Below are 21,268 nucleotides of genomic sequence, written 5' to 3'. Positions count from 1 at the left end.
CCCCTGGATCGCACGGACCTGACCTCATGCTGTCGCCCCTGACCCACGACGACCCGGCCGCCGTCGCCACGTACCGTCTCCTCGCCCGCCTCGGCGCCGGCGGCATGGGCACGGTCTATCTGGCGCGGACCCCGGGCGGCCGGACGGTCGCCCTGAAGACCGTGCACGCCCGGCTCGCCGCCGATCCCGCCTTCCGCGGCCGGTTCCGGCTGGAGACGGACGCGGCGCGGATCATCGGCGCGCGCCACGGCGCGGCCGTCGTCGACGCCGACCCGCTGGCCGAGACCCCGTGGCTGGCCACCGAGTACGTCCTCGGGCCGCCCCTGGACGACGCCGTCGCGCTCGGCGGCCCGCTCCCCGAGCCGACCGTCCGCGCGCTCGGCGCCGCGCTCGCCGGGGCCCTCGCCCAGCTGCACTCCTCGGAGGTGGTCCACCGCGACCTGAAGCCCTCGAACGTCCTCGTCACCGCCCACGGCCCGAAGATCATCGACTTCGGCATCGCCCGCGCGGCCGGCGACGACCACCTCACCCGCACCGGGACGGCGGCCGGCACCCCGGCGTTCATGTCGCCGGAGCAGGCGGGCGGACACGAACACGGCCCGGCGGGCGACGTGTTCGCGCTCGCCGGCGTCCTCGTCTTCGCGGCCGCCGGCCACGGGCCCTTCGGCACGGGCTCCCCCGCCGACCTCCTGTACCGCGTGCGGTACGCCGAGCCCGACCTCACCGGCGTGCCGGAGGCGCTGCTGCCGCTCCTGACGGCGTGCCTCGCCAAGGACCCGGCGGCCCGCCCCACCACCGCCGTCCTCGTGGAGCACCTGCACGACGGGCACGGGGAGTTCGCGGACCACCTGCCCCCGCTGGTCCTCGCCGACATCGGCCGCCGGGCGACCGACGTGTGGCTGCACGCCCCGCACCGGCTCCCGGCCCCGGAGGGGGCCGTCGCGGCGCAGACCGCGCCCGCCGCCCCGCTCTCCCGCCGCCGGCTGTTCTCCGCGGGCGGCGCCGTCCTGCTCGGGGCGGCGGGCGCGGGCGGCGGCCTCTGGGCGTGGCGGGGCGCGCGGCGGGACGCCGCACCGTCCGGCGGGGCCACCGCCGGGCCCACCGCCGTCCCCGCCCCGACGGCCGCGGACGGGGCGCCCGCGCCGCTGTGGCAGGGCAAGGCGTTCGACCGCGAGCAGCGGATCACCCCGCTGGTCGCGGACGGTGTCGTCGGCTTCGCCGAGACCGCGGAGTTCCGGGCGCTCGGCATGCGCGACGGCGCCGAACTCTGGTCGGAGAGCGCGGTGACGGAGCCCCGTCAGATCACCACCGACGGCACGGTCTTCCACCTGTCGAGCGGCGAGTTCGAGGGCCCCGGCGTCCTCCACATCCGTACGCGCGTGGCCCGCACCGGCGCGGAGACGGCCCGGGCGATCGACCTGAAGGGCTTCGAGGGCTCCTACAAGGGCACCGAACTCCTCACCGCCTCCGACGGCGTGCTCTTCGCCGCCTCCCGGCGGGGCGACTGGGACGTCTCCGGCGACCGGGACGACACCGGCTGGCACCTGATCGCCGTCGACGTGCGCGAGGGCCGGGAGCTGTGGCGGCGGCCGTACGCGTGGGACGGCGTCCGCCCCTGGCTCTCCCGGGTCGTCGGCGACCGGCTGGTCCTCGGCAAGAACAGCGGCGACCTGGACTCCTTCCTGGTCCAGGCGCGCGACGTGCGCACCGGCCGGCAGCTGTGGCAGCGGCGGCTGCCCCTGAAGGAGTCCTCCTCGTACGTCCCCGGTCAGCTGGTGACCGACGAGCGGCACGTCTACCTGGGCGGCGACCGGCTGCGGGCCCTGCGCCTCACGGACGGCGCCGTCGCCTGGGAGTACGGCTCCGGTTCCGCCCCCACCTGCTACGGGGTGCCGGCCGTCGCGGACGGCCTCGTCCACGCGCAGGAGCGGCGCGAGACCCCGGGCCTGGTGTCCGTCGGGGCCGGCGACGGCCGCAGGCACCGGACGGAGGCGCCGTCCGGCCGCTCCCTGTCCCCGTACCTCTTCGCCACCCCCGTGGTCGGCGAGAAGTACGTGTACACGCCCGTGCGCGGCGGCCTCCACGCGGTCGCCCTGGACGGCTACCGCTCGGACTGGGTCTTCCGGACGGAGGCGAGCCGCTTCGTGACCGACAAGGAGAGGACCCGGCTCTTCGGGGCCGGCGCGACGTCCGTGGTGTCCCTCCCGCTCGCCTGACGAACCCGTCCCCGCCCCACCCCTCGCCCGCCCCTCTCCCCGGAAGCGTTCCCATGACCCCTCAGCCCCTCGCCGCCGGCGATCCGCTCCGGCTCGGCCCGTACCGGCTCCTCGGCGTCCTCGGCGAGGGCGGCATGGGCAAGGTGTACGTCGGCCGGGACGGCGCCGGGACGCCCGCCGCCGTCAAGGTCCTGCGCCCCGAGCTCGCCCACGACCCGCACCTCGCCCAGCGGTTCGTCCGCGAGGCCGACATGGCGCGGGCGGTCACCGGCGGGGGCGTGGCGCGGATCCTCGGGGCGCGGACCGAGGGCGGGCGGCCGTGGATCGCGGCCGAGTTCCTCGCCGGACCGACCCTCGACGAGGCCGTCCGCGCGTACGGGCCGCTGGACCCGCCGGCGGTCCGCGCCCTCGCCGCCCGGCTCGCCGGGGCGCTGTACGACATCCACGCGGCCGGGCTCGTGCACCGGGACCTCAAGCCCGCGAACATCGTGCTGACCTCGACCGGCCCCCGGGTCATCGACTTCGGCATCGCCCGCCCCGAGCACGGCCTCACCCTCACCACCACCGGCCAGATCCCGGTCACGCCGGGGTACGGGGCCCCGGAGCAGGTCCTCGGGCAGCGCGTCGGCCCGCCGGCCGACGTCTTCTCGCTCGGGGCGGTCCTGGTCCACGCGGCGAGCGGGCGGCGCGCCTTCGACGCCGCGCACGTGGCGGCGCTCCAGTACGAGGTGGTGCACGGCGCCCCGGACCTGAGCGGGGTGCCGCCGGAGCTGCGGGAGCTGATCGGCCCGTGCCTGGCGAAGGACCCGGCGCTCCGTCCGGCGCCCCCGGGGATCGCCGCGGCCTTCGCGCCGCCGAAGGACGCGGACCGGGTGTGGCGCAAGGGGCCGCTCGCGGAGGACATCAAGCGGCGCGAGGCCGCGGTGAGGCGTCTGACGGCGCCCGCCGACACCACCGTGCCCGGGTCGGGTCCGCCGTCCCGGCGCCGTTTCCTCACCGGGGCGGCCGTGGGCGTGGCGGTGCTCGGCGCGGGCGGCGGGGCGGGCGCCTGGTGGCTGAACCGGGGCGGAAAGTCACCGACCGCGGACGTGCCGCCGGCCGCGGCGACCCCCGAGGCGGCCTTCGCCTCGGTCGTCGACACCGAGCCGGGCGAGGCGCCGGAGCCGCTGTGGGGCCCGGTCGACGGGACGGGGCCGGGGGAGGAACTCCCGCTGCCGGTAAGGGACGTGGTGATCGTGCGGGCGGAGAGGGGCGGGCTGCTCGCCCTGTCCGTGACGGACGGGAAGGAGCGGTGGCGGGCGGAGGACGTCGCCGCGGGCGCCGGTTTCGTGTCCGTCGCGGACCGGATGGTGGTCGGCGTCGGCGGGGACGGCTCCCTGCGCGCGTTCGTCGCCTCCACCGGCCGGCCCGTCTGGCGGAGCGGGTCCGGCGTGCGGGACGTCCTCGCCGCCGACCACGCGCGGGTCTACCTGGTGACGGAGGAGAACGAGCTGCGGGCCGTCGACGCCTGGACCCTCGCCACCGCCTGGACGCGCCCGATGACCTCGCCCCGCTCCCCGAACGGCGCCGCGCGGGCCGTCGTGGGCGACGGCAGGCTCGTGATCCACGGCAGGGACGGCCGGGTCGCCGCCCTCCACACCGGGACCGGCCGGACGGAATGGCAGTTCACGGGCCAGGGCACCGACGGGCAGGCTCCGGCGTTCGGCAGCAACATCGTCTACTTCGGCGGCCCCGAACTGACCGCCCGCCGCCTCGACCGGGGCGACCTCCTGTGGAAGGAGGAGGCCGGGCGGGAGGAGGTCGGCTGGGGCACCCCCACCGCGAGCGGCGTCGCCGTCTTCGCGGTCAACTCCTACAACGCCTACCGCTACGGCACCCTGGCGGGCGTCCGCTTCCCGACCACGGACTGGTACGAGGTCCTGGACGGCACGGGCCCCGGCACGATCTCGCCCCCGGCCGTGGAGGGCGCGACGGTCTGGCTCCACGCCCCCGACGGCAGCCGCCTCCAGGTCGTCCACAAGGAGACCCACGACCGCCTCTTCTCCCTCGGCATGAAGGGCGCGGGCGGCTACCGGATGGCGAGCGGCGGCAACCGCGTCTTCCTCGTCCGGGACGGCCGGATCGCGGCGATGCCGGTGTACGGGGAGTGAGGAGGGCCCTCCGCGCCGGCGAGGCGCGTTCACGCCGGGTGCGGGGCTCCTGTTACCCGTCTCGGGCTGGCCGAGGATGTTCTTGACCATGCCTGGTCGAGCGGGTGACGCTCGTGCAACCAGACGCAACCGAGTAGTCAGGGAGCAAGGCCATGGCTCTAGTCTTCTTCGGCAAGGACCCCAACAGCAACGGCGACAACTGCCCCAGCGTGTGGGTGGACGAGAAGTCGGCGGACCTTGTTCTCCAGGGTTGGAAGGCCGACGAGGCGACCGAAGCGGAATGCCTCAAGACAGGCAGCATCCCGGAAACCGAGGGCGTGTTCCGCATCCCGGCGAGCATGGTGGATCAGATCAGGAAGGCGTGTGATGAAGCCGAGCAGCGTGCCGCCGTTCAGTGAGCTGATCGCAGGGTGCCGGAGATCGGCCGTCCACCTGGAGCTGCGCGACTCGTACGGCATCGCCTCGGAGGACGCGGACTTCGCCGAGTGGCGAGAGCTGGGAGAGATCAGCCCGGCTTCCGTCGAGCGTCGGCGTGACTGGCTCGACCTCGTGCGAGAGGCCACGGCTCGTGGCGTCGTCATGCGCCGAGCCCGCATCGTGTCCGTGCCGGTGAGCGAGTACATCCGGTACGAGCACGCGGGTACGCACCTGAACGTCGGGGCCGGTGAGCTGATCCGCTGGCTTCCCCGCCCCGAGGCCGCCACGCTGGCTCTGCCCGGCGCCGACTTCTGGCTGTTCGACGACCGCCTGATCCGCTTCGGTCACTTCGCCGGAGACGGGGAGTTCGTGAGCCACGAGCTGAACGAGGCCCCCGAGGTGGTCAAGCTCTGCGCCGACGCGTTCGAGTCGGTCTGGGAACGCGCCACATCGCACGAGAGGTTCATGGTCTAACCCGCTCCAGCGGTTCGCCACCAGCTCATGCCCAGTTACCAGTCATCCAGCGTCGAGGCCGCGCGCAAGGACGTCGCCGCACGTCTGCGGGAGATCCGCCGCGATTCGGGGTTGAAGGGGCATGAGCTGGCGGCGTCCTGCGGCTGGCACAAGTCCAAGGTCTCCCGGATCGAGAACGCGGTCACTCCCCCGTCCGACACGGACATCCGCGACTGGTGCGTCGGGTGCGATGCCGAGGACCAGGCTCCGGACATCATCGCCGCGTCTCGCACGGCCGACTCCATGTACCTGGAGTGGAGGCGGCTCCAGCACACGGGCCTGCGACAGCTCCAGGAGTCCCGTGTCCCGCTGTACGAGCGGACCAAGCTCCACCGGGGCTATGCCTCGCACGTCATGCCGGGTCTGTTCCAGACGCCGGCGTACGCGTCTGCCCTGCTGGATGCGGTCGGGCGGTTCCACCGAGCGCCTAAGGACACGGCCGAAGCGGTGGACGCCCGGATGGCCCGAGCCCGCGTCCTCCACGAGCAGGGACACCGCTTCGTGTTCCTGATCGAGGAGGCCGTACTGCGGTACCGGCTGGGGGACGCCGAGTGCATGGCGGGCCAGCTCGGACACCTGCTCTCGGTCATGTCGCTACCAGCCGTCTCGGTCGGCGTGATTCCCTTCGCGACCCGAGAGCGAGGGATATGGACCCTGGAGACGTTCGACATCTTCGATGACGCTCGGGTCCATGTGGAACTTCTGACGGCTCAGGTGACGCTCACAACGCCGAGCGAAGTGGCGATGTACGTACGAGCCTTCGGGGACCTTCGAGAGCTGGCGGTGTACGGCTCAGACGCACGGGCTTGCGTGGCAGAGGCCTTGGCCGCGCTCGGCTAGAAAGTCGTGTGCAACCGCGTAGAACTCACTTGGGCCTGGCCTCTCCGGCTTCCTAGCGTGGTCGTCAAGCAGACGATGCTAGGAGTGGGCATGGCCAAGTCGATCACCACACCCAAGACCTACCCGAGCGCTCCGGTGGTGCTGCCGGATCGCATGAGCGAGCAGGAGCCCACTCCCATCAACGGATGCGCCGGATGCAGTGAGCTGGCCGCCGTGCGCGCTCGCGCTCGACGGGGCGGCGACATGACCACGGTGTCCGACTGCAACGTCCTGATGCGCAGGCACCCCGAGGGGCACTGAGCGCGCCGCCGTTACTCCTTGTCGCCCGTCACGAAGGAGCCTCGGCCCAACTCGGTACGCAGGCGTCCCTCTTCGCGCAGGGCGACCACGGCCTTCTGAACGGTCGACGGGACCACCTCCAGCTCGGCGGCCAACTGGTTCACGGGCGGGAAGCGTGATCCGGGCTCCCACTCGCCGGCGTCGAGACGGCGACGGAGTTCGTCTGCCACCTGCGGCCATACGGGCTTGCTGCGGTCGAGATCCATGACGTCAGCGTCCGCGTATCTGCGTGTTCACGCGACCGCGTATACGCGAATACGCATACACGCGTATGCTCCGAGGGAGTGACAACAGAAGACCCCCGCGACCGTGCGACCGGTCCGGGGGCGTGGCCGATCACCCAAGGAGTGACCGACGTGCGTAGCGTACTTGCCCTCTTCCTGGCTTGGTTCATGCCCTCCACAGGCACGCGCCGGGCCAGTGCCAGTAGGCCGGCGAATGGGCCTACCCCTCCTGCCTCTCCGACGCGACGGCTTCTGATCACACGCGAGCCGGTGGATACGGGACTCCCCGCCCTCCGCTCCCCCCGAGAGCCCCGGTACCTGCGCGGCGAAGACGTAGCACTGGTTCGCCCGTACTACGTCCGCTTCGAGGAGGACCAGGAGCGCCGGCGTCAGCGTGACCGGCGTACGGCCCTGTTCCTCGCCACGGTCGGCATCGACTTCCAGGGGGCCTCGGCATGAGCAGGAACCCTCGGCGCCGTCAGAAGCCGGTCCGGATGTGCTCGGACTGCGAGCAGATCACCGACCAGCCGATCGTCATCCAGCGCATCGAACCCAAGGACGGGATCGGCTGGAGCCTGTACGCGTGCCTGACGTGCGCGCCCAAGCACATGAGCGCGCTCGGCGCTCGGATCCTCTGGCTCTTCCATGCGGCTGACTGCTGGGAGTGCAACCACGAGGCCGAGTGCCCGATCAGCCTGGTCCTGCGCCGGGCCTTCGAGCCGAAGTCACAGCCAAGACCAGCACCGAGGACAGAGCGGTATGACGGCCCCATCAGAACGGAAGCACCGGGTACCCCGGGCCGGTCGTACGGGTGGCGGGAAGCCGTGGTCCATCTGGTCATTCGGAGACCTGTGCGGCTACTGCTGCGGCAAGCTCTCTGTCTGGTGCCCGAACTGCGGCGGCTTCGCCGGGTGTGGAACGTGCAGGCATACATTCAAGGTTCCCTGCCCGGTCTGCTCGGGCGGCCTGCTGGAGAAGTGGGCACCGTGATCGCGCCTGTCCAGCTCTGGCCGCCACTCGTGACGCCGTTCCCGGTGTTCGGGAGGGCCCCGTACCAGTAGCGGCACGGGGCCAGGAAGGCCAGCTCTCCCCGCGGGCTACCCCTGCGGCGCCGCGACGGCCGCCTGGGGCCGGATCGGGAGGCGGTTGACCGGGCGGCCGGTGGCCGCGCGGACCGCCGCCGCGACCGCGGCGGGCGAGGTGACGACGGGGACGGCGCTCGCGGCCTTGGCGCCGAAGGGGGCCACCACGTCGCGCTCCTCGACCAGCTTCACGATCCGGATGTCCGGGGCGTCCAGGGAGGTCGGGAGGGCGTAGCCGGTGAAGTCGGGGTGGCGGACCAAGCCGCGGGCGGTGCGGAGGTTCTCCGTGAGGGCCGCGCCGACGCCCTGGGTGACGCCCGCCTCGATGCGGGTGGCGAGCTGGGCCGGGTTGAGGATCCGGCCGACGTCCTGGGCGACGGCCATCTCCACGACGCGCACGGCGCCGAGTTCGACGTCCACGTCCACGACCGCGCGGATCGCGCAGAAGGCCAGGCCCACGAAGGCGTCGCCCTGGCCCGCGTCGTCCAGGGGCTCGGTGGGGTGGGGGCGGCACTGGGCGGTGGCCCAGAGCTCCTTGCCGTCCAGCGCCTCGGTGACCGTGGTCGACAGGACGCCGTCGTACGAGGTGATCTTGCCGTCGGTGATCTGGAGCAGCTCGGTCGACATGCCGAACTTGTGGGCGAGGGGCTGGAGGAGCTGGGTGCGGACCATCTTCGCGGCCCGCTCGACGGCCCCGCCCGAGACCCAGGTGTGCCGGCCGTGGGCGGCCGGTCCGGCGGGCGGCTGGTCGGTGTCGACGGGGGCGACGTGCACCTCGTCGATGCCCAGGGTCTCCTGCACGATCTGGCGGGCGAGCGTGGAGAAGCCCGAACCGGTGTCCACGGCCGAGCAGATGACCGTGGCCGTCCCGTCCACGACCCGCACGGTCGCCGTGGAGACCTCGTCGGTGCCCTCCGCGCCGAGCATGTGGACCATGCCGAGCGCGTAGCCGACGCCCCGCCGCACCGCACCGGGTTCGCCCGCGCCCTCGGGTCCTCCGGGCAGCAGCCACTCGCCCTCGGGGGTGTCCTTGGGCAGCGGGGGCAGCGGGAAGTCCCTTACGGCGGAGAGGAGTTCGGCGACCGGGGCCGGGCAGGTGACCGTCTGGCCGGTGGGCAGGATGTCGCCGGTCGCCATGACGTTGCGCATGCGCAGCTCGGCCGGGTCCACGCCCAGCTTGGCCGCGAGCTTGTCCATCTGCGCCTCGTACGCGGCGCACACCTGCATCGCGCCCTCGCCCCGCACGTGGCCGGACGGCGGGTTGTTCGTGCGGACGGCCCAGCCCTCGACGAAGGCGTGCGGGACGACGTACGGGCCGCAGGCGAAGGCCACGGCCGCCGCGAGGGACTCGGACGAGGAGTCGGCGTACGCGCCGCCGTCGAGCAGGATCTGCGCCTCCACCTTCACCAGGCGCCCCTCCGCGTCCGCGTGGTGCCGGTAGCGCAGCAGGGTGGGGTGGCGGTGGGCGTGGCCGAGGAACGACTCCTCGCGCGTGGCGGTGAGTTTGACCGGGCAGCCGGTGCGCAGCGCGAGCAGGCCCAGCGGGATCTGGAAGCCCGGGTCCTCGCGGTCGCCGGTGGCGCCCGGGACGCCGGTGACGACCAGTTTGACCTGGTCGGGCGTCAGGCCGAAGCAGGCGGCGGCCAGGTCGCGGTCGGTGTGCGGGTCGGTGGAGGCGGTGTAGAGCTCCACCCCTCCGTCGGGGCGCGGGACGGCGAGGCCCGCCTCGGCGCCGATCGGCGCCGGGTCCTGCCGCCCGATCCGGTACAGGCCCTCGACGACGACCTCGCCGGCCGCCTCCGGGTCGCCGAAGCGGAGCGGGATGTGCCGGATCAGGTTCCCGTCGGGGTGCAGCGGCTCGGCCGCGAACGCCTTCTCCGGGTCGGTGACCGGTTCGAGGACCTCGTACTCGACGGCGATGGCGGCGGCGGCGAGCCGGGCCGTGTCGGGGTGGTCGGCGGCGACGGCCGCGAGGGCCTCGCCGTGGTGCCGGACCAGGTCGGAGGCGAAGACGGGCCGGTCGGCGACCCGGCGCCCGTAGGTGGCCGCGCCCGGCACGTCGGCGGCCGTCACCACGGCCCGCACGCCCGGCATGGCGACGGCGGCGGAGGTGTCGACGGAGACGATCCGGGCGTGCGGGTGCGGGGAGCGCAGGATCGCGGCCCAGAGCAGGCCTTCGGCCCACAGGTCGGAGGCGTACGGGAAGGTGCCCTCGGTCTTCGCGCGGGACTCGGCCTGCGGGAGCGAGGTGCCGAGGCCGTGGGCGGCCGGCTCCTGTCCGAGGGGTCCGGGGACGTCCGTGACCGTGACCGTGGGAACGGCGGTGGTCGCGTCGCTGCTCACGCCTTGCCTCCGTCGTGCGGGTGCGGGATCTGGTGCGGGACACGGACGTCGTCGGCGCTCTCGGGCGCGTGGGCGGCGGCGCCGGCCTCGCGCTCGGCGACGACGTCCCGTACGGCTTCGAGGACGCCCCGGTAGCCGGAGCAGCGGCACAGGTTGCCGGCGAGCGCCTGGCGGGTCTCCAGCTCGGTGGGGGCGTGGTTGCCCTCCAGGAGGTCGTGCACGGTCATGCACATGCCGGGGATGCAGAAGCCGCACTGGACGGTGCCGCACCTGGCCATGGCCCGCTGCACGTCGGAGGGCTCGCCGTCGACCGCGAGGCCCTCGACCGTCCGCACCTCGCTCCCGGCGGCGGTCGCCGCGGGGACCAGGCAGGAGGCGACGAGCCGCCCGTCGACCTGCACGTTGCACGCGCCGCACTCGCCCTGCGAGCAGCCGTCCTTGGCCCCGGCCAGCCCGAGGCGCTCGCGCAGCACGTAGAGCAGCGACTCGCCGATCCAGGAACCGGTGACGGGCCGGTCCACGCCGTTGACCCGGAGGGCGTACGAGGTGTGGGGGTGCTCGTCGCTGTCGGTGGAGGCGTGGACCTCCGCCGCGACGGGGGGCACGGGGTCGGGAACGTCCGTGTCGAGGACGGTCTCCGCGCGGAGACCGGCGTCCGTCCCGGGGGCGGGATCCGCTTCGGGGGCGTCCGGTCCTGAGGCGTCCCGCAGGGCTTCGGGGACGTCCTGTACGGCCTCCGGGGCCGCCTCGGGAGCCGGGTCCGCCCCGGGGGCGCCGGAAGCGTCCCGCAGGGCTTCGGGGGCTTCCCGCACGGCTTCCGCGGCCGCGTCCCCGGCGGTCTCCGGCTCGGCCCCGGGCTCGGGCTCGGGCTCCGGCTCGGGCTCGGGTTCCTCCCGGAGCGCCCAGGGCGCGGGCGCGCCGCCCGGGAGGGTCGCCGGGGCCTCGGCGGGGACGTACCACTGGCCCGTGTCGCCGGGGCCGGGAGCGGCGTCGGGGGCCGGGGGGTGCTCCGCCGTGCCCGCGAAGTGCCACTCGGCCGTCGCGTGCGGGTCCGGCTCGCCGTACCCGGACCGGTCGAAGGGCTCGCCCTGCTGCTCGAAGTACTCGAAACCGCCCCGGTCGCCCTCGAAGTCCCGCGGCTGCTCGTAGCCCTGACCCGGCTCGAAGGCCCGGTCAGGCTCGAAGGCCTGCTCCGACCCGAAGGCCTGATCCGGCTCGTAGCCCCGGTCCGGTTCGAAGCCCTGCTCCCGCTCGTAGCGCTGCTCCGGCTCGTAGCCCCGGTCCTGCTCGTAGCCCTGCTCCGGCTCGAAGGCCCGGTCCCGCTCGTAGCCCCGGCCCTGCGCCTGGTCGAAGTACGGCCGTACCGGATCCGCCTCGGCCGGCGGGTGGGCCGGCCAGCCGCCGGTGGCCGCCGGGTCGGCCTCGGGGGCCGGGGCGAGCGGCTGGAGCGGGGTGATCATCGGCGGCACGTAGTCGTGGCCGGGCGCCTCCAGGGGCACGCCGTCCAGCATGAAGTCCGGCGGCAGCTGCACGAAGGCGGTCGCGTCGCCGTCGTACCCCTCGCTCTGCGGGATCGGCTCCCAGCCGCCCTGGTTGCCCTGCTGTTCGTCGCTGCTCACGCGAGTGCCCTCCCCAGTGCCCGTCGGGCGAGTGCGGCGACGGTGCGCCGCAGGTGCAGTACGGCCGGGGGCAGCTGTTCGCCCCCTTGCGGGTCCGGGATGCAGGCGGCGGCGACGTACTCGCCGAACGCCGTCAGCGCCTCCGGCGCGAGCCCCCGGTCGTTGTCCCAGTCCACCAGCGAGGCGATCCAGCGCTCGGCCTCCAGCGGGCGCAGCGGCATCGGCGCGACGGCGCCGACGGCGCAGCGCACCCCGCGCCGGGCCGGGTCGAGGACGACGGCGACGGAGGCGGAGGCGCGGGCCGGGCCGGTGCGGCCGGTGGCCTTGACGAAGACCTGGGGGGCGTGGAGCAGCGGCACCCGGACGAAGGCCACGAGCTCGCCGGGGGCGAGCAGGTCGCGGCCCGCGAGCAGGTGGGAGACGGGGATCTCGCGGCTGCCGAGCGGCCCGAGGACGACGAGGTCGGCCTCCAGGGCGGCGAGGACGGGCAGCGAGTCGCCGGTGGGCGCGGCGGTGACGACGTTGCCGCCGAGGGTGCCGGCGTTGCGGATCTGCGGCGGCCCGGCGGCGCGGGCGGCGGCGGCGAGGGCCGGGATGAGGGCGGCGAAGTCGGGGCGGCCCATGCGGGCGTGGGTGAGGCCCGCGCCGAGGAGGGCGTGGCCGTCCTGGTACTGCCAGCCGCGGATCTCGTTGATGCGGCTCAGGCCGACGAGCCCGGCGGGCCTGAGCTGGCCCTTGTTGACGGCGGCCATGAGGTCGGTGCCGCCGGCGACGGGGACGGCGGCCGGCATGGCCGTGAGCGCCGCCACGGCCTCGTCGAGCGAGGCGGGCAGCGTCACGGCCTGCGCCGTCTGTGGTGCGTGCGTGGTCAACCCGCTGCCCCTTCCCGGTGTCCCGGCGGTCCCCGACTGTGCCCGGCCGTCGCGCCTGCGTGTGGGCGTACCGTACGTGCTCACGGGCCGGACGTGGCAACTCTGGCACATCTTCCGAGCGGTCCGGCGCGAGGGTCCGCGAAGGACTGTTCCGTCCGGGACGTCCCGGGAGCGGCGGGGAGTTCCGTTTCGCCGCTCTTGGGCGGCGGGGTTCGCCGCTCCCGGGTGACGGGGGTGCGGAGGGCCTCACACGTTCGGGGGCGTTCCCTCCAGGGGCCTGCCGAGGATCCCGGGGCGCCGTTGCCGGGGCAGGGGTCCGGAAGGGGGCCGGTGGTCGACGCCGAGGGCGTCCAGGCGCCGGCGGTGGGTGTCCATGCGGCGCTCGAAACCGGTGTAGTCGCGGGCCTCGGGGGCGGGGAGCGCGGACCAGGCGACCTCGGCGAAGGCGGCGAGGCGGGGGAAGACCTGGTAGTCGACGCGGGAGCGGTTCTCCATCACCTCGGTCCAGACGTTGGCCTGGGTTCCCAGGATGTGGGCGGCGGCCTCCTCGGAGAGGCCGGGCGGGACGGGCTCGAAGCGGTAGACGTCCTCCAGGGTGCGGACGTACCCGATGGGCACCGGCTCGTCCTCGCCCGGCGCCTGGCGGTGGTCCAGGTAGACGTGCTGCTCGGGGCACATGACGACGTCGTGGCCGGCCTCGGCGGCGGCGATCCCGCCGCCGTAGCCGCGCCAGGAGGAGACGGCCGCGCCCTCGGCGAGGCCGCCCTCCAGGATCTCGTCCCAGCCGATCAGGCGGCGTCCCCGGGCGGCGAGCCAGCGGTCGAAGTGACGGATGAACCAGGACTGGAGTTCGTCCTCGCCGGCGAGGCCCAGCTCCCGGATGCGGGCCTGGGCGGCCGGGGAGGCCTTCCACTGGTCCTTGGGGCACTCGTCGCCGCCGACGTGCACGAAGGTGGACGGGAAGAGCTCCAGGACCTCCTCGAACACGCCCTCGTAGAAGCGGAGGACGTGTTCGGTGGGGGCGAGGACGTTCGGGTTGACGCCCCAGGTGTCCCAGACGGTGAGGGCGGCGGTGTCGACGACGTCGGCGTTGCCGAGTTCCGGGTAGGCGGCGATGGCGGCCTGCGAGTGGCCGGGGAGGTCGATCTCGGGGACGACGGTGATGTGCCGCTCGGCGGCGTACGCGACGATCTCGCGGATGTCGTCCCGGGTGTAGAAGCCGCCGTGCGGGGTGTCGGTCCACAGCGGCGAGGCCCGGTGGCCCCACTTGCTGCGGGCCCGCCAGGAGCCGACCTCGGTGAGCCTCGGGTGGCGCTCGATCTCGATGCGCCAGCCCTGGTCGTCGGTGAGGTGGAAGTGGAAGACGTTGAGCTTGTGGGCGGCGAGGAGGTCGAGCAGGCGCAGGACGTCGTCCTTGGCCGTGAAGTGCCGGGAGACGTCGAGCAGGAGGCCGCGCCAGCCGAAGCGGGGGGCGTCCTCGACCGTCGTGTACGGGAGGGTCCACGCCCGGCCGGTCACGGGCGCCCGGCGGTACGCGTCGGGGCCGAGGAGCTGACGGAGGGTCTGGGCGCCCCAGAACACCCCGGCGGGGCCGCCGCCCTCGACGAGGACGGCCGCTCCGGGGTCCTCGGTGGTCAGCCGGTACCCCTCGGGGCCGTGCTCCCGCGCCACCTCCTCACTGGTCCGCAGGCGTACGGCGCGCTCCCCCGTCCCGTCGGGGAGCGGCAGTCCGGTGGCGGCGCCCAGGGCGGCCCGCAGCCAGCGGGCGGTGCCCTCGGTGCCGGGTCCGGCGTCGAGCACGGTCCGCTCGTCGAGCGCGACGTGCCCGGGGGCGCTCCCCCGGCGCACGGCCGACAGCGGGGCGGGGATCAGGTCCATGGGGTGGGTCATCGCGTCAGTCCTTCACCGCTCCGCCGAGTCCCGAGACCAGGCGGCGCTGTACGAGTACGAAGAAGACGAGCACCGGGACGGTCATCACGGTCGAGCCGGCCATGATGCCTCCCCAGTCGTTCTCGTCGGGCTTGAAGAAGACGAGCAGGGCCATGGGCAGGGTCGACTGCGAGGTGTCGCTGATGAGGAACGACTTCGCGAAGAGGAAGTCGTTCCAGGTGGAGATGAACGAGAAGACGCTGGTGGCGACCAGGCCGGGGAAGACCAGCGGGAAGAGGATCTGCCACAGGAACCGGGCGCGGCTCGCGCCGTCGATCTGCGCCTGCTCCTCCAGGGCCTCGGGGACCGCCCGGACGAAGCCGCGCAGCATCCAGATCGCGAACGGCAGGGAGAACGCGATGTGCGGCAGGATCAGCGAGCCGAGGGTGTTGAGCTGCCCGAAGTCCCGCATGAGGAAGAACATCGGGATGGTCAGCGCCTCGACGGGCACCATCTGGGCGACCAGGAACATGATCAGGAGCGTCGTCCGGAACCTGAACCGGAACCGGGTGACGGCGGTCGCCGCGAGGAAGGCGATGAGCGCGGAGGCGAGGACGACGGTGACGGCGACGACCAGCGAGTTGAGGAAGTAGCGGCCGAAGTCCTGCTGTTCGAAGACGCGCCGGAAGGAGTCCAGGGACGGCGAGAGCGTCCACGGGCGCGGATCCGTGGACTGGATCTCGCCGGCCGGCTTGAAGGCCGAGAGGACCATCCAGTACAGCGGGAAGGCGACGGCGGCGGCGACGAGGAGGGTGACGGCCTCGGCGGCGAGGCGTCCGGGGCGCCGGACGCCCAGGGTCCGGAGGGCGCTCACAGTTCTTCTCCCTGGCGTCGCAGCAGGCGGAGGTACGCGAGCGTCACGGCCAGCAGGATCAGCAGCATGACGACGCCGATCGCCGAGCCCAGGCTGTACTGGGACGAGGCGAAGGCCTTCTGGTAGGCGTACACGTTGAGGACGAGGTTCTGGCCGGCGATGCCGCCGCCGTTCGTCATCACGTAGATCTGGGTGAAGAGCTTGAAGTCCCAGATGATCGACTGGATCGTGACGACGACCAGGATGGGCCGGAGGATCGGCGCGGTGACCGAGCGCCAGGTCCGCCACTGCGAGGCGCCGTCGAGGGCGGCGGCCTCCAGGACCTCGGTCGGGACGGCCCGGATGCCCGCGTAGACGGTGACCATCACGAACGGGAAGGAGCACCAGACGACTTCGAGGAGGACGAGGGCGAAGGCGCTGTACCGCCCGTACGTCCAGGAGAAGTCGCCGAGTCCGAGGAGCCGGTTGACGGGGCCGAAGTCGGGGTCGAAGAGGAAGACCCAGACGGTGGAGCCGGTGACGGCGGGGGTGGCCCAGGCGCCGAGCGCGGCCATCATCAGGACGAGCCGGGGCAGGGCGCGCACGCGCGTGAGGAGGACGGCGAGGGCGCAGCCGACGGCGAGGGTGGTGACGACGCAGGCGGCGGCGAAGACGACGGTGGCGAGGAGGACCTGCCAGAACTGCGGGTCGGAGAAGAGCGCCGCGTAGTTCCCGAACCCCCGGAACGAGGTGGGTTCGCCGCCGCTGACCTGGGCCTGGGTGTACTCCAGGAAGGAGATCAGGCCCAGTTGGTAGACGGGGTAGACGAGCAGGGCGCCGAGGACGACGAGGGCGGGCAGCAGGTAGAGCCAGGGGGTCCAGGCGCCGGGGCGGCGGGGGCCGCGGGCCCCGGGGGCGGGACCCGGGGCCGTGTCGGGCCGCTTCTCGACGGGCGGGGTGAGCTGGGTGGTCATGCGGATCAGCCGGCCGGCGCGAAGGCCGCGTCCATCTTCTTCGCGGCGTCGTCCGCCGCCGCCTTGACGTCCTTACGGCCGCTGACGATCTCCTGGAACATCGTGGGCAGGACGAGGGAGGCGTCGATCTGTCCCCAGCCGGGGGACGCCGGGACGAACTTCGCGCCGGCGGCGAGGGTGTCGGTGAAGGGCTTCACGAAGGGCTGGCGTCGGGCGGCGGCGGCCCGCGTGTCGGTGTACGTGGGCAGGAAGCCCATCGCGTCGAAGAGCCGGCCCTGGGTCTCCTTGCCGGTGAGGGACTTGAGGAGGTCGACGGCGAGGGTGCGGTGGGTGGTGCTCTTCAGGACGCCGATGTTGTTGCCGCCGGCGAAGGCCGGGGCGATCGAGCCGGGGGTGGTGCCGGGCAGCGGGACGACGGCGTACTTGCCCTTCACCGTGCCGGCCTCGACGGCCGCGTGGCTGAAGTCGCCGCCGATGGCCATGCCGGCCTTGCCGGAGGCGAAGGCGGTGACGGTGGCGTTGCCGCCCATCTGGGCGCACTTGGCGGCCGGACAGTTGTCGTCGCCGAAGAGCGAGGTGTACGTGGTGATGCCCTTGAGGGCGTCCGGGCCGTTGATGGCGGCCTGGTAGGAGTCGCCCCGCGCGGTGGCGAGTTCGCCGCCGGCGGCCCAGACGAAGGGCATGGCTCCGTAGGTGTAGGCGCCGCCGACGGCGATGCCGTACAGCTCGGGCCTGGCCTTGCGGATCTTCTTGGCGGTCTCGACGAGTTCGGCCTGGGACCTGGGGGCGGTCAGGCCGAGTTCCCGGAAGACGTCGGTGCGGTAGTAGAGGGCGCGGATGCCGACGAAGAAGGGGGCGCCGTAGACCTTGCCGCCGACGGTGACGGACTGGCGGGCGGTGGGGTCGGTGTCCTTCGCCTCGTCCCAGGCGGCGAACTCGGCGCTGATGTCGGCGAGCCCGCCGTCCTTGACGTATCCGGCGGTGTCGGTGTTGCCGTACTCGACGAGGTCGGGGGCCGACTTCGGGTCGTTGAAGGCGGCCTTGACGCGCTGGGCGCGGGTCTCGACGGGGATGTACTCGACCTCGACCTTCGCACCCTTGTTGCGCTGCTCGAAGGCGGCGACGGCCTGCTCGACGGCCTGCGCCTTGGGCTCGTTGCTCACCTCCTGGAAGAGCCAGACGCGCAGGGTGCCGCTCTTCTCGTCCGTCGTGGCCTTCCCGTCCGAGGTCTGGGGCGCGCAGGCGGTGGCGGTGAGCCCGGCCAGCAGGAGCGCGGCGGCCGTGGCGGTGACGCTTGCAGGAAGCTTCATGGCGGATCCCCTCCAGGTACGTGCGTTGCAGCATGTGCAACGAGCGTTTCGCGCTGCACAACACGCGTGAGGCTAGGCGGACTCCGGGCGGGCCGACAAGAGGTCTCGACCACCTCAACCACTCCGTGACCGGCGAAAGCACCCTGCGCAACGGGGACGCTCCCGGCGGAGCCGGAAAAACGGAACGGCCCCCGCCGCGCGCGCCGAAGCACGCACGACGGGGGCCGTCACCGGCTCGCCCCGACGGCGGGACCTGACTTACTCGCCCTTGCCGCCCTTGTCCTTGTCCTTGTCGCCGCCGGCGCCCATGGATTCGTAGATCTCCTTGCACATCGGACAGACCGGGTACTTCTTGGGGTCGCGCCCCGGCACCCAGACCTTTCCGCACAGCGCCACGACGGGCGTGCCGTCCAGGGCGCTCGCCATGATCTTGTCCTTCTGGACGTAATGGGCGTAGCGCTCGTGGTCGCCGTCACCGTGGGACACCTGCGGCGTCGGCTCGACGAGGGTCCCCGTACCTGCCCCGCGCTCGGGCTCGAGAGTGCTCATAACCGCCAAGGGTACTGAAAGCCGGGCCCTCGGTCGGGGACGGGTCGCCGTCAGTTGAGGGACGGGTCGTCCGGATACGTCGCGATCATCGCGAGCTCGCCGCGCTGCCGCCGCAGCACCTGCCGCCAGAGCGCCTCGGGGCGCGGCGAGGAGACGTCGCCGGGCTCCGACTCGACCACGTACCAGGCCCCGTCGCCGAGCTCGGTCTCCAGCTGGCCGGGGCCCCAGCCCGCGTACCCGGCGAAGATCCGCAGCGAGCCGAGCGCCGGTCCGAGCAGCTCGGGCGGGGCCTCCAGGTCGACCAGGCCGATCGCCCCGTGCACCCGCCGCCAGCCGAGCGGGCCCTCGTCGCCGGGGATCACGGCGATGCCGAGGGCCGCGTCGAGGGAGACGGGGCCGCCCTGGAAGACCACCCCGGGCTCGCCGGCGAGGTCCGCCCAGGAGGCGAGGACGTCACCGACGGTGACCGGCGTCGGCCGGTTGAGGACCACGCCGAGCGAGCCCTCGTCGTCGTGGTCGAGCAGCAGCACCACCGCGCGGTCGAAATTCGGGTCCGCGAGGGCGGGGGTGGCCACGAGCAGCCGTCCTGTGAGCGAGGACACCTCGGTCATGCGAGACATGATCCCGCATCTTCGGCTTCCGCGTGGCCCGTCGGGCGCGAAGCCGGGAAGCGGGAGGCCGCCGCAGTTCAGAGGGGACGGGGCCGGGCGGCGCGGACGGGCCGCCGGGGCAACCGGACGGTGACGCTCCGCAAGATCACACGAACAGAGGGTGTTGTGCCGAATTCATTACGTCTGACAGGTCCCCGTGGGCATCCGAACGAGGTTCCATGGCCCCTTACCCTTTTCACTGGCCACCCGTCGGACCCACTTTCGGAACGCGAGATTCATGACCGGCACAGACAGCCACGATGTACTGCTCGTCCATGGCGGCACCCCGCTGGAGGGCGAGATCCGCGTCCGCGGCGCGAAGAACCTCGTGCCCAAGGCGATGGTCGCCGCTCTGCTCGGCAGCGGCCCCAGCCGCCTGCGCAACGTGCCCGACATCCGTGACGTCCGCGTGGTCCGCGGACTGCTCCAGTTGCACGGAGTGACGGTCCGTCCGGGCGAGGAGCCCGGCGAACTCGTCCTCGACCCGACGCACGTCGAGTCCGCGAACGTCGCCGACATCGACGCCCACGCCGGCTCGTCCCGCATCCCGATCCTCTTCTGCGGCCCGCTGCTGCACCGGCTCGGCCACGCCTTCATCCCGGGCCTGGGCGGCTGCGACATCGGCGGCCGGCCCATCGACTTCCACTTCGACGTGCTGCGCCAGTTCGGCGCCACCATCGAGAAGCGGGCGGACGGGCAGTACCTGGAGGCCCCGCAGCGGCTCCGCGGCTGCAAGATCCGGCTGCCGTACCCCTCGGTCGGCTCGACCGAGCAGGTGCTGCTGACGGCGGTTCTCGCCGAGGGCGTCACCGAGCTGTCGAACGCGGCCGTGGAGCCCGAGATCGAGGACCTGATCTGCGTCCTGCAGAAGATGGGCGCGATCATCTCCATGGACACCGACCGGACGATCCGGATCACCGGTGTCGACAAGCTCGACGGCTACACCCACCGGGCGCTCCCGGACCGCCTGGAGGCGGCCTCCTGGGCGTCGGCGGCGCTGGCCACCGGGGGCAACATCTACGTGCGCGGTGCCCAGCAGCGCTCGATGATGACCTTCCTCAACACGTACCGGAAGGTCGGCGGCGCCTTCGAGATCGACGACGACGGCATCCGCTTCTGGCACCCGGGCGGCTCGCTCAACGCGATCGCCCTGGAGACGGACGTGCACCCCGGCTTCCAGACCGACTGGCAGCAGCCGCTGGTGGTGGCCCTGACGCAGGCCTCCGGCCTCTCCATCGTCCACGAGACGGTGTACGAGTCGCGGCTCGGCTTCACCTCCGCGCTGAACCAGATGGGCGCGCACATCCAGCTGTACCGCGAGTGCCTGGGCGGCTCCGACTGCCGCTTCGGCCAGCGGAACTTCCTGCACTCGGCGGTCGTGTCCGGCCCGACCCGGCTGCAGGGCGCCGACCTGGTCATCCCCGACCTGCGCGGCGGCTTCTCGTACCTGATCGCGGCGCTCGCGGCCCAGGGCACCTCCCGGGTCCACGGCATCGAGCTGATCAACCGCGGCTACGAGAACTTCATGGAGAAGCTGATCGAGCTCGGCGCCAAGGTCGAGCTGCCGGGCAGCGCGCTGGTCTAGCGCCCCGCGGACGTCCGCACCGTACGGCCCCACGCACGCGCGTGGGGCCGTACGGCCTTGTGGGGGCTACCGGGCACTCCACGGGGGCGTACGGCCTTGTGGGGGCCACCGGGCACTCCACGGAGGCCGTACGGGCTTCCACCGGGGCCGTACGGGCTTCCACGGGGACGTACGGGCTCCGAAGAAGGCGTACGGGCTCCGCAGGCCCACGTGCGCGCGTGGAGCCGTACGGCGCGTTCTGGCGGGCGAACAAAAGGGCGGCCACCCCGTGCCGGGGTGGCCGCCCTTCGTGCGCCTACAGGCCGCTTACTTGCCCTTGGCGGCTTCCTTGAGCTTCGAGCCCGCGGAGACCTTCACGCTGTAGCCGGCCGGGGGTGCGAGCGGCACGGTGGGTGCGCTCGAAGGTCAGGAAGCCGGGGATGGTGACCTTCTCGTCGCCCTTGGCGACGACCTCACCGACGGTCTCGGCGAGAGCGGCCAGCACGGCGTCGGCGTCCTTGCGGGTCACCTCGGCGCGGTCGGCCAGGGCGGCCACCAGCTCACTGCGGTTCATGTTGTTACTCCCGTGTTCTTCTTGCCTGTAAGGCGTGCCACGCGGCGGAAGCCGCGCGATTGGGTACAGCGAAGCCGATGCTGCCAGGGCCCTCGGACAGTCCCCGGACCCGGGTCACATGACAGACCCTCGCGCCCAAACACGCATCCTGCCCCCACCAGCGGCGGGAACGCCAATCCGGCACCCCCGCGGGTCACGCGAAAAGCACCGGAACCCCGCGGTGGTGACGTTCTGTCGACTCCCCGCACACCACGCGGAGCCGGAAAGCCACCCTAAAGGCGGGTTTGCGCCACCGCGAATCGCGACGCGC

At 73.2% G+C, this 21,268-nt stretch carries 18 protein-coding genes and 1 pseudogene; 8 read left to right on the top strand and 11 right to left on the bottom strand.

Annotated elements, in window-relative coordinates; all coding sequences use genetic code 11:
- The first annotated feature begins 26 nt into the window (after positions 1-26).
- From ADL08_RS29775 to ADL08_RS29750, 6 genes are all read left to right on the top strand, one after another.
- Positions 27-2,216 (top strand): protein kinase domain-containing protein, encoded by a 2,190-nt coding sequence (locus tag ADL08_RS29775; RefSeq protein WP_053648443.1) that lies wholly within the window; start codon positions 27-29, stop codon positions 2,214-2,216.
- 53 nt (positions 2,217-2,269) lie between these two features.
- On the top strand, positions 2,270-4,366 hold the full coding sequence (locus ADL08_RS29770) for a serine/threonine-protein kinase (protein WP_053648441.1): 2,097 nt from the start codon (positions 2,270-2,272) through the stop codon (positions 4,364-4,366).
- A 152-nt stretch (positions 4,367-4,518) separates the two neighbouring features.
- Positions 4,519-4,764 carry a hypothetical protein gene (locus tag ADL08_RS29765; RefSeq protein ID WP_053648440.1) on the top strand — a complete coding sequence of 82 codons (246 nt, stop codon included), beginning with the start codon at positions 4,519-4,521 and terminating at the stop codon, positions 4,762-4,764.
- Positions 4,733-5,257, top strand: a complete 525-nt coding sequence (locus tag ADL08_RS29760) for a DUF6879 family protein (RefSeq protein ID WP_053648433.1) — start codon at positions 4,733-4,735, stop codon at positions 5,255-5,257. Before ADL08_RS29765 ends, ADL08_RS29760 begins: the two co-directional genes overlap by 32 nt.
- 27 nt (positions 5,258-5,284) lie before the next feature.
- Positions 5,285-6,136, top strand: coding sequence for a helix-turn-helix domain-containing protein (locus tag ADL08_RS29755; protein WP_053648431.1), 852 nt, complete (start codon positions 5,285-5,287; stop codon positions 6,134-6,136).
- Positions 6,137-6,238: 102 nt separating this feature from the next.
- Positions 6,239-6,436 carry a hypothetical protein gene (locus ADL08_RS29750; RefSeq protein WP_053648471.1) on the top strand — a complete coding sequence of 66 codons (198 nt, stop codon included), beginning with the start codon at positions 6,239-6,241 and terminating at the stop codon, positions 6,434-6,436.
- An 11-nt stretch (positions 6,437-6,447) separates the two neighbouring features.
- On the opposite strand, the gene ADL08_RS29745 is transcribed toward ADL08_RS29750, so the two are convergent.
- Positions 6,448-6,681, bottom strand: a complete 234-nt coding sequence (locus ADL08_RS29745) for a GntR family transcriptional regulator (RefSeq protein WP_053648429.1) — start codon at positions 6,679-6,681, stop codon at positions 6,448-6,450.
- A gap of 473 nt (positions 6,682-7,154) precedes the next feature.
- Here ADL08_RS29745 and ADL08_RS29735 point away from each other — a divergent pair, with 473 nt between their 5' ends.
- Entirely contained in the window at positions 7,155-7,760 is a 606-nt protein-coding gene (locus ADL08_RS29735) for a hypothetical protein (RefSeq protein ID WP_053648426.1), read from the top strand.
- Between the two features lie 36 nt (positions 7,761-7,796).
- Here the strand turns inward: ADL08_RS29735 and ADL08_RS29730 are convergent, their stop codons facing one another.
- The 9 genes from ADL08_RS29730 to ADL08_RS29690 form a co-directional block, all read right to left on the bottom strand.
- Positions 7,797-10,124, bottom strand: a complete 2,328-nt coding sequence (locus ADL08_RS29730) for a xanthine dehydrogenase family protein molybdopterin-binding subunit (protein ID WP_053648423.1) — start codon at positions 10,122-10,124, stop codon at positions 7,797-7,799.
- Entirely contained in the window at positions 10,121-11,743 is a 1,623-nt protein-coding gene (locus tag ADL08_RS39260) for a (2Fe-2S)-binding protein (RefSeq protein WP_053648422.1), read from the bottom strand. The genes ADL08_RS29730 and ADL08_RS39260 overlap by 4 nt, the downstream gene beginning before the upstream one ends.
- Positions 11,740-12,615, bottom strand: coding sequence for an FAD binding domain-containing protein (locus tag ADL08_RS29720; protein ID WP_053648420.1), 876 nt, complete (start codon positions 12,613-12,615; stop codon positions 11,740-11,742). Before ADL08_RS29720 ends, ADL08_RS39260 begins: the two co-directional genes overlap by 4 nt.
- A gap of 246 nt (positions 12,616-12,861) precedes the next feature.
- Entirely contained in the window at positions 12,862-14,505 is a 1,644-nt protein-coding gene (locus tag ADL08_RS29715; RefSeq protein WP_053648418.1) for a beta-N-acetylhexosaminidase, read from the bottom strand.
- Positions 14,506-14,509: 4 nt separating this feature from the next.
- Positions 14,510-15,358 (bottom strand): carbohydrate ABC transporter permease, encoded by an 849-nt coding sequence (locus ADL08_RS29710; RefSeq protein ID WP_053648416.1) that lies wholly within the window; start codon positions 15,356-15,358, stop codon positions 14,510-14,512.
- Positions 15,355-16,311 carry a carbohydrate ABC transporter permease gene (locus ADL08_RS29705; protein WP_053648414.1) on the bottom strand — a complete coding sequence of 319 codons (957 nt, stop codon included), beginning with the start codon at positions 16,309-16,311 and terminating at the stop codon, positions 15,355-15,357. Before ADL08_RS29705 ends, ADL08_RS29710 begins: the two co-directional genes overlap by 4 nt.
- 5 nt (positions 16,312-16,316) lie before the next feature.
- Positions 16,317-17,621, bottom strand: a complete 1,305-nt coding sequence (locus ADL08_RS29700) for an extracellular solute-binding protein (protein WP_053648412.1) — start codon at positions 17,619-17,621, stop codon at positions 16,317-16,319.
- A 258-nt stretch (positions 17,622-17,879) separates the two neighbouring features.
- Positions 17,880-18,170 (bottom strand): DUF3039 domain-containing protein, encoded by a 291-nt coding sequence (locus ADL08_RS29695; protein WP_053648410.1) that lies wholly within the window; start codon positions 18,168-18,170, stop codon positions 17,880-17,882.
- Between the two features lie 50 nt (positions 18,171-18,220).
- A complete protein-coding gene (locus tag ADL08_RS29690) occupies positions 18,221-18,781 on the bottom strand; it encodes a YqgE/AlgH family protein (protein WP_053648409.1) in 561 nt (186 codons plus the stop codon).
- Between the two features lie 277 nt (positions 18,782-19,058).
- On the opposite strand from ADL08_RS29690, the gene murA reads away from it, so the two are divergent.
- Positions 19,059-20,405, top strand: a complete 1,347-nt coding sequence (gene murA, locus ADL08_RS29685; RefSeq protein WP_053648407.1) for a UDP-N-acetylglucosamine 1-carboxyvinyltransferase — start codon at positions 19,059-19,061, stop codon at positions 20,403-20,405.
- A 306-nt stretch (positions 20,406-20,711) separates the two neighbouring features.
- Here murA and ADL08_RS29680 read toward each other — a convergent pair.
- Positions 20,712-20,958, bottom strand: a pseudogene (locus ADL08_RS29680) (HU family DNA-binding protein).
- Between the last annotated feature and the right edge of the window lie 310 nt (positions 20,959-21,268).

The sequence above is a fragment of the Streptomyces sp. NRRL F-6492 genome, assembly GCF_001280125.1.
In the GTDB taxonomy this organism is placed as follows: Bacteria; Actinomycetota; Actinomycetes; order Streptomycetales; family Streptomycetaceae; genus Streptomyces.
This window is presented reverse-complemented; position numbering and strand designations above follow the sequence as displayed.

What these genes read in the sequence shown, in the direction of transcription:
- ADL08_RS29775 (WP_053648443.1), top strand. Translation starts at nt 27, where the DNA reads ATGCTGTCGCCCCTGACCCACGACGACCCGGCCGCCGTCGCCACGTAC.
- ADL08_RS29770 (WP_053648441.1), top strand. Translation starts at nt 2,270, where the DNA reads ATGACCCCTCAGCCCCTCGCCGCCGGCGATCCGCTCCGGCTCGGCCCG.
- ADL08_RS29765 (WP_053648440.1), top strand. Translation starts at nt 4,519, where the DNA reads ATGGCTCTAGTCTTCTTCGGCAAGGACCCCAACAGCAACGGCGACAAC.
- ADL08_RS29760 (WP_053648433.1), top strand. Translation starts at nt 4,733, where the DNA reads ATGAAGCCGAGCAGCGTGCCGCCGTTCAGTGAGCTGATCGCAGGGTGC.
- ADL08_RS29755 (WP_053648431.1), top strand. Translation starts at nt 5,285, where the DNA reads ATGCCCAGTTACCAGTCATCCAGCGTCGAGGCCGCGCGCAAGGACGTC.
- ADL08_RS29745 (WP_053648429.1), bottom strand. Translation starts at nt 6,681, where the DNA reads ATGGATCTCGACCGCAGCAAGCCCGTATGGCCGCAGGTGGCAGACGAA.
- ADL08_RS29735 (WP_053648426.1), top strand. Translation starts at nt 7,155, where the DNA reads ATGAGCAGGAACCCTCGGCGCCGTCAGAAGCCGGTCCGGATGTGCTCG.
- ADL08_RS29715 (WP_053648418.1), bottom strand. Translation starts at nt 14,505, where the DNA reads ATGACCCACCCCATGGACCTGATCCCCGCCCCGCTGTCGGCCGTGCGC.
- ADL08_RS29705 (WP_053648414.1), bottom strand. Translation starts at nt 16,311, where the DNA reads ATGACCACCCAGCTCACCCCGCCCGTCGAGAAGCGGCCCGACACGGCC.
- ADL08_RS29700 (WP_053648412.1), bottom strand. Translation starts at nt 17,621, where the DNA reads ATGAAGCTTCCTGCAAGCGTCACCGCCACGGCCGCCGCGCTCCTGCTG.
- ADL08_RS29695 (WP_053648410.1), bottom strand. Translation starts at nt 18,170, where the DNA reads ATGAGCACTCTCGAGCCCGAGCGCGGGGCAGGTACGGGGACCCTCGTC.
- ADL08_RS29690 (WP_053648409.1), bottom strand. Translation starts at nt 18,781, where the DNA reads ATGACCGAGGTGTCCTCGCTCACAGGACGGCTGCTCGTGGCCACCCCC.
- murA (WP_053648407.1), top strand. Translation starts at nt 19,059, where the DNA reads ATGACCGGCACAGACAGCCACGATGTACTGCTCGTCCATGGCGGCACC.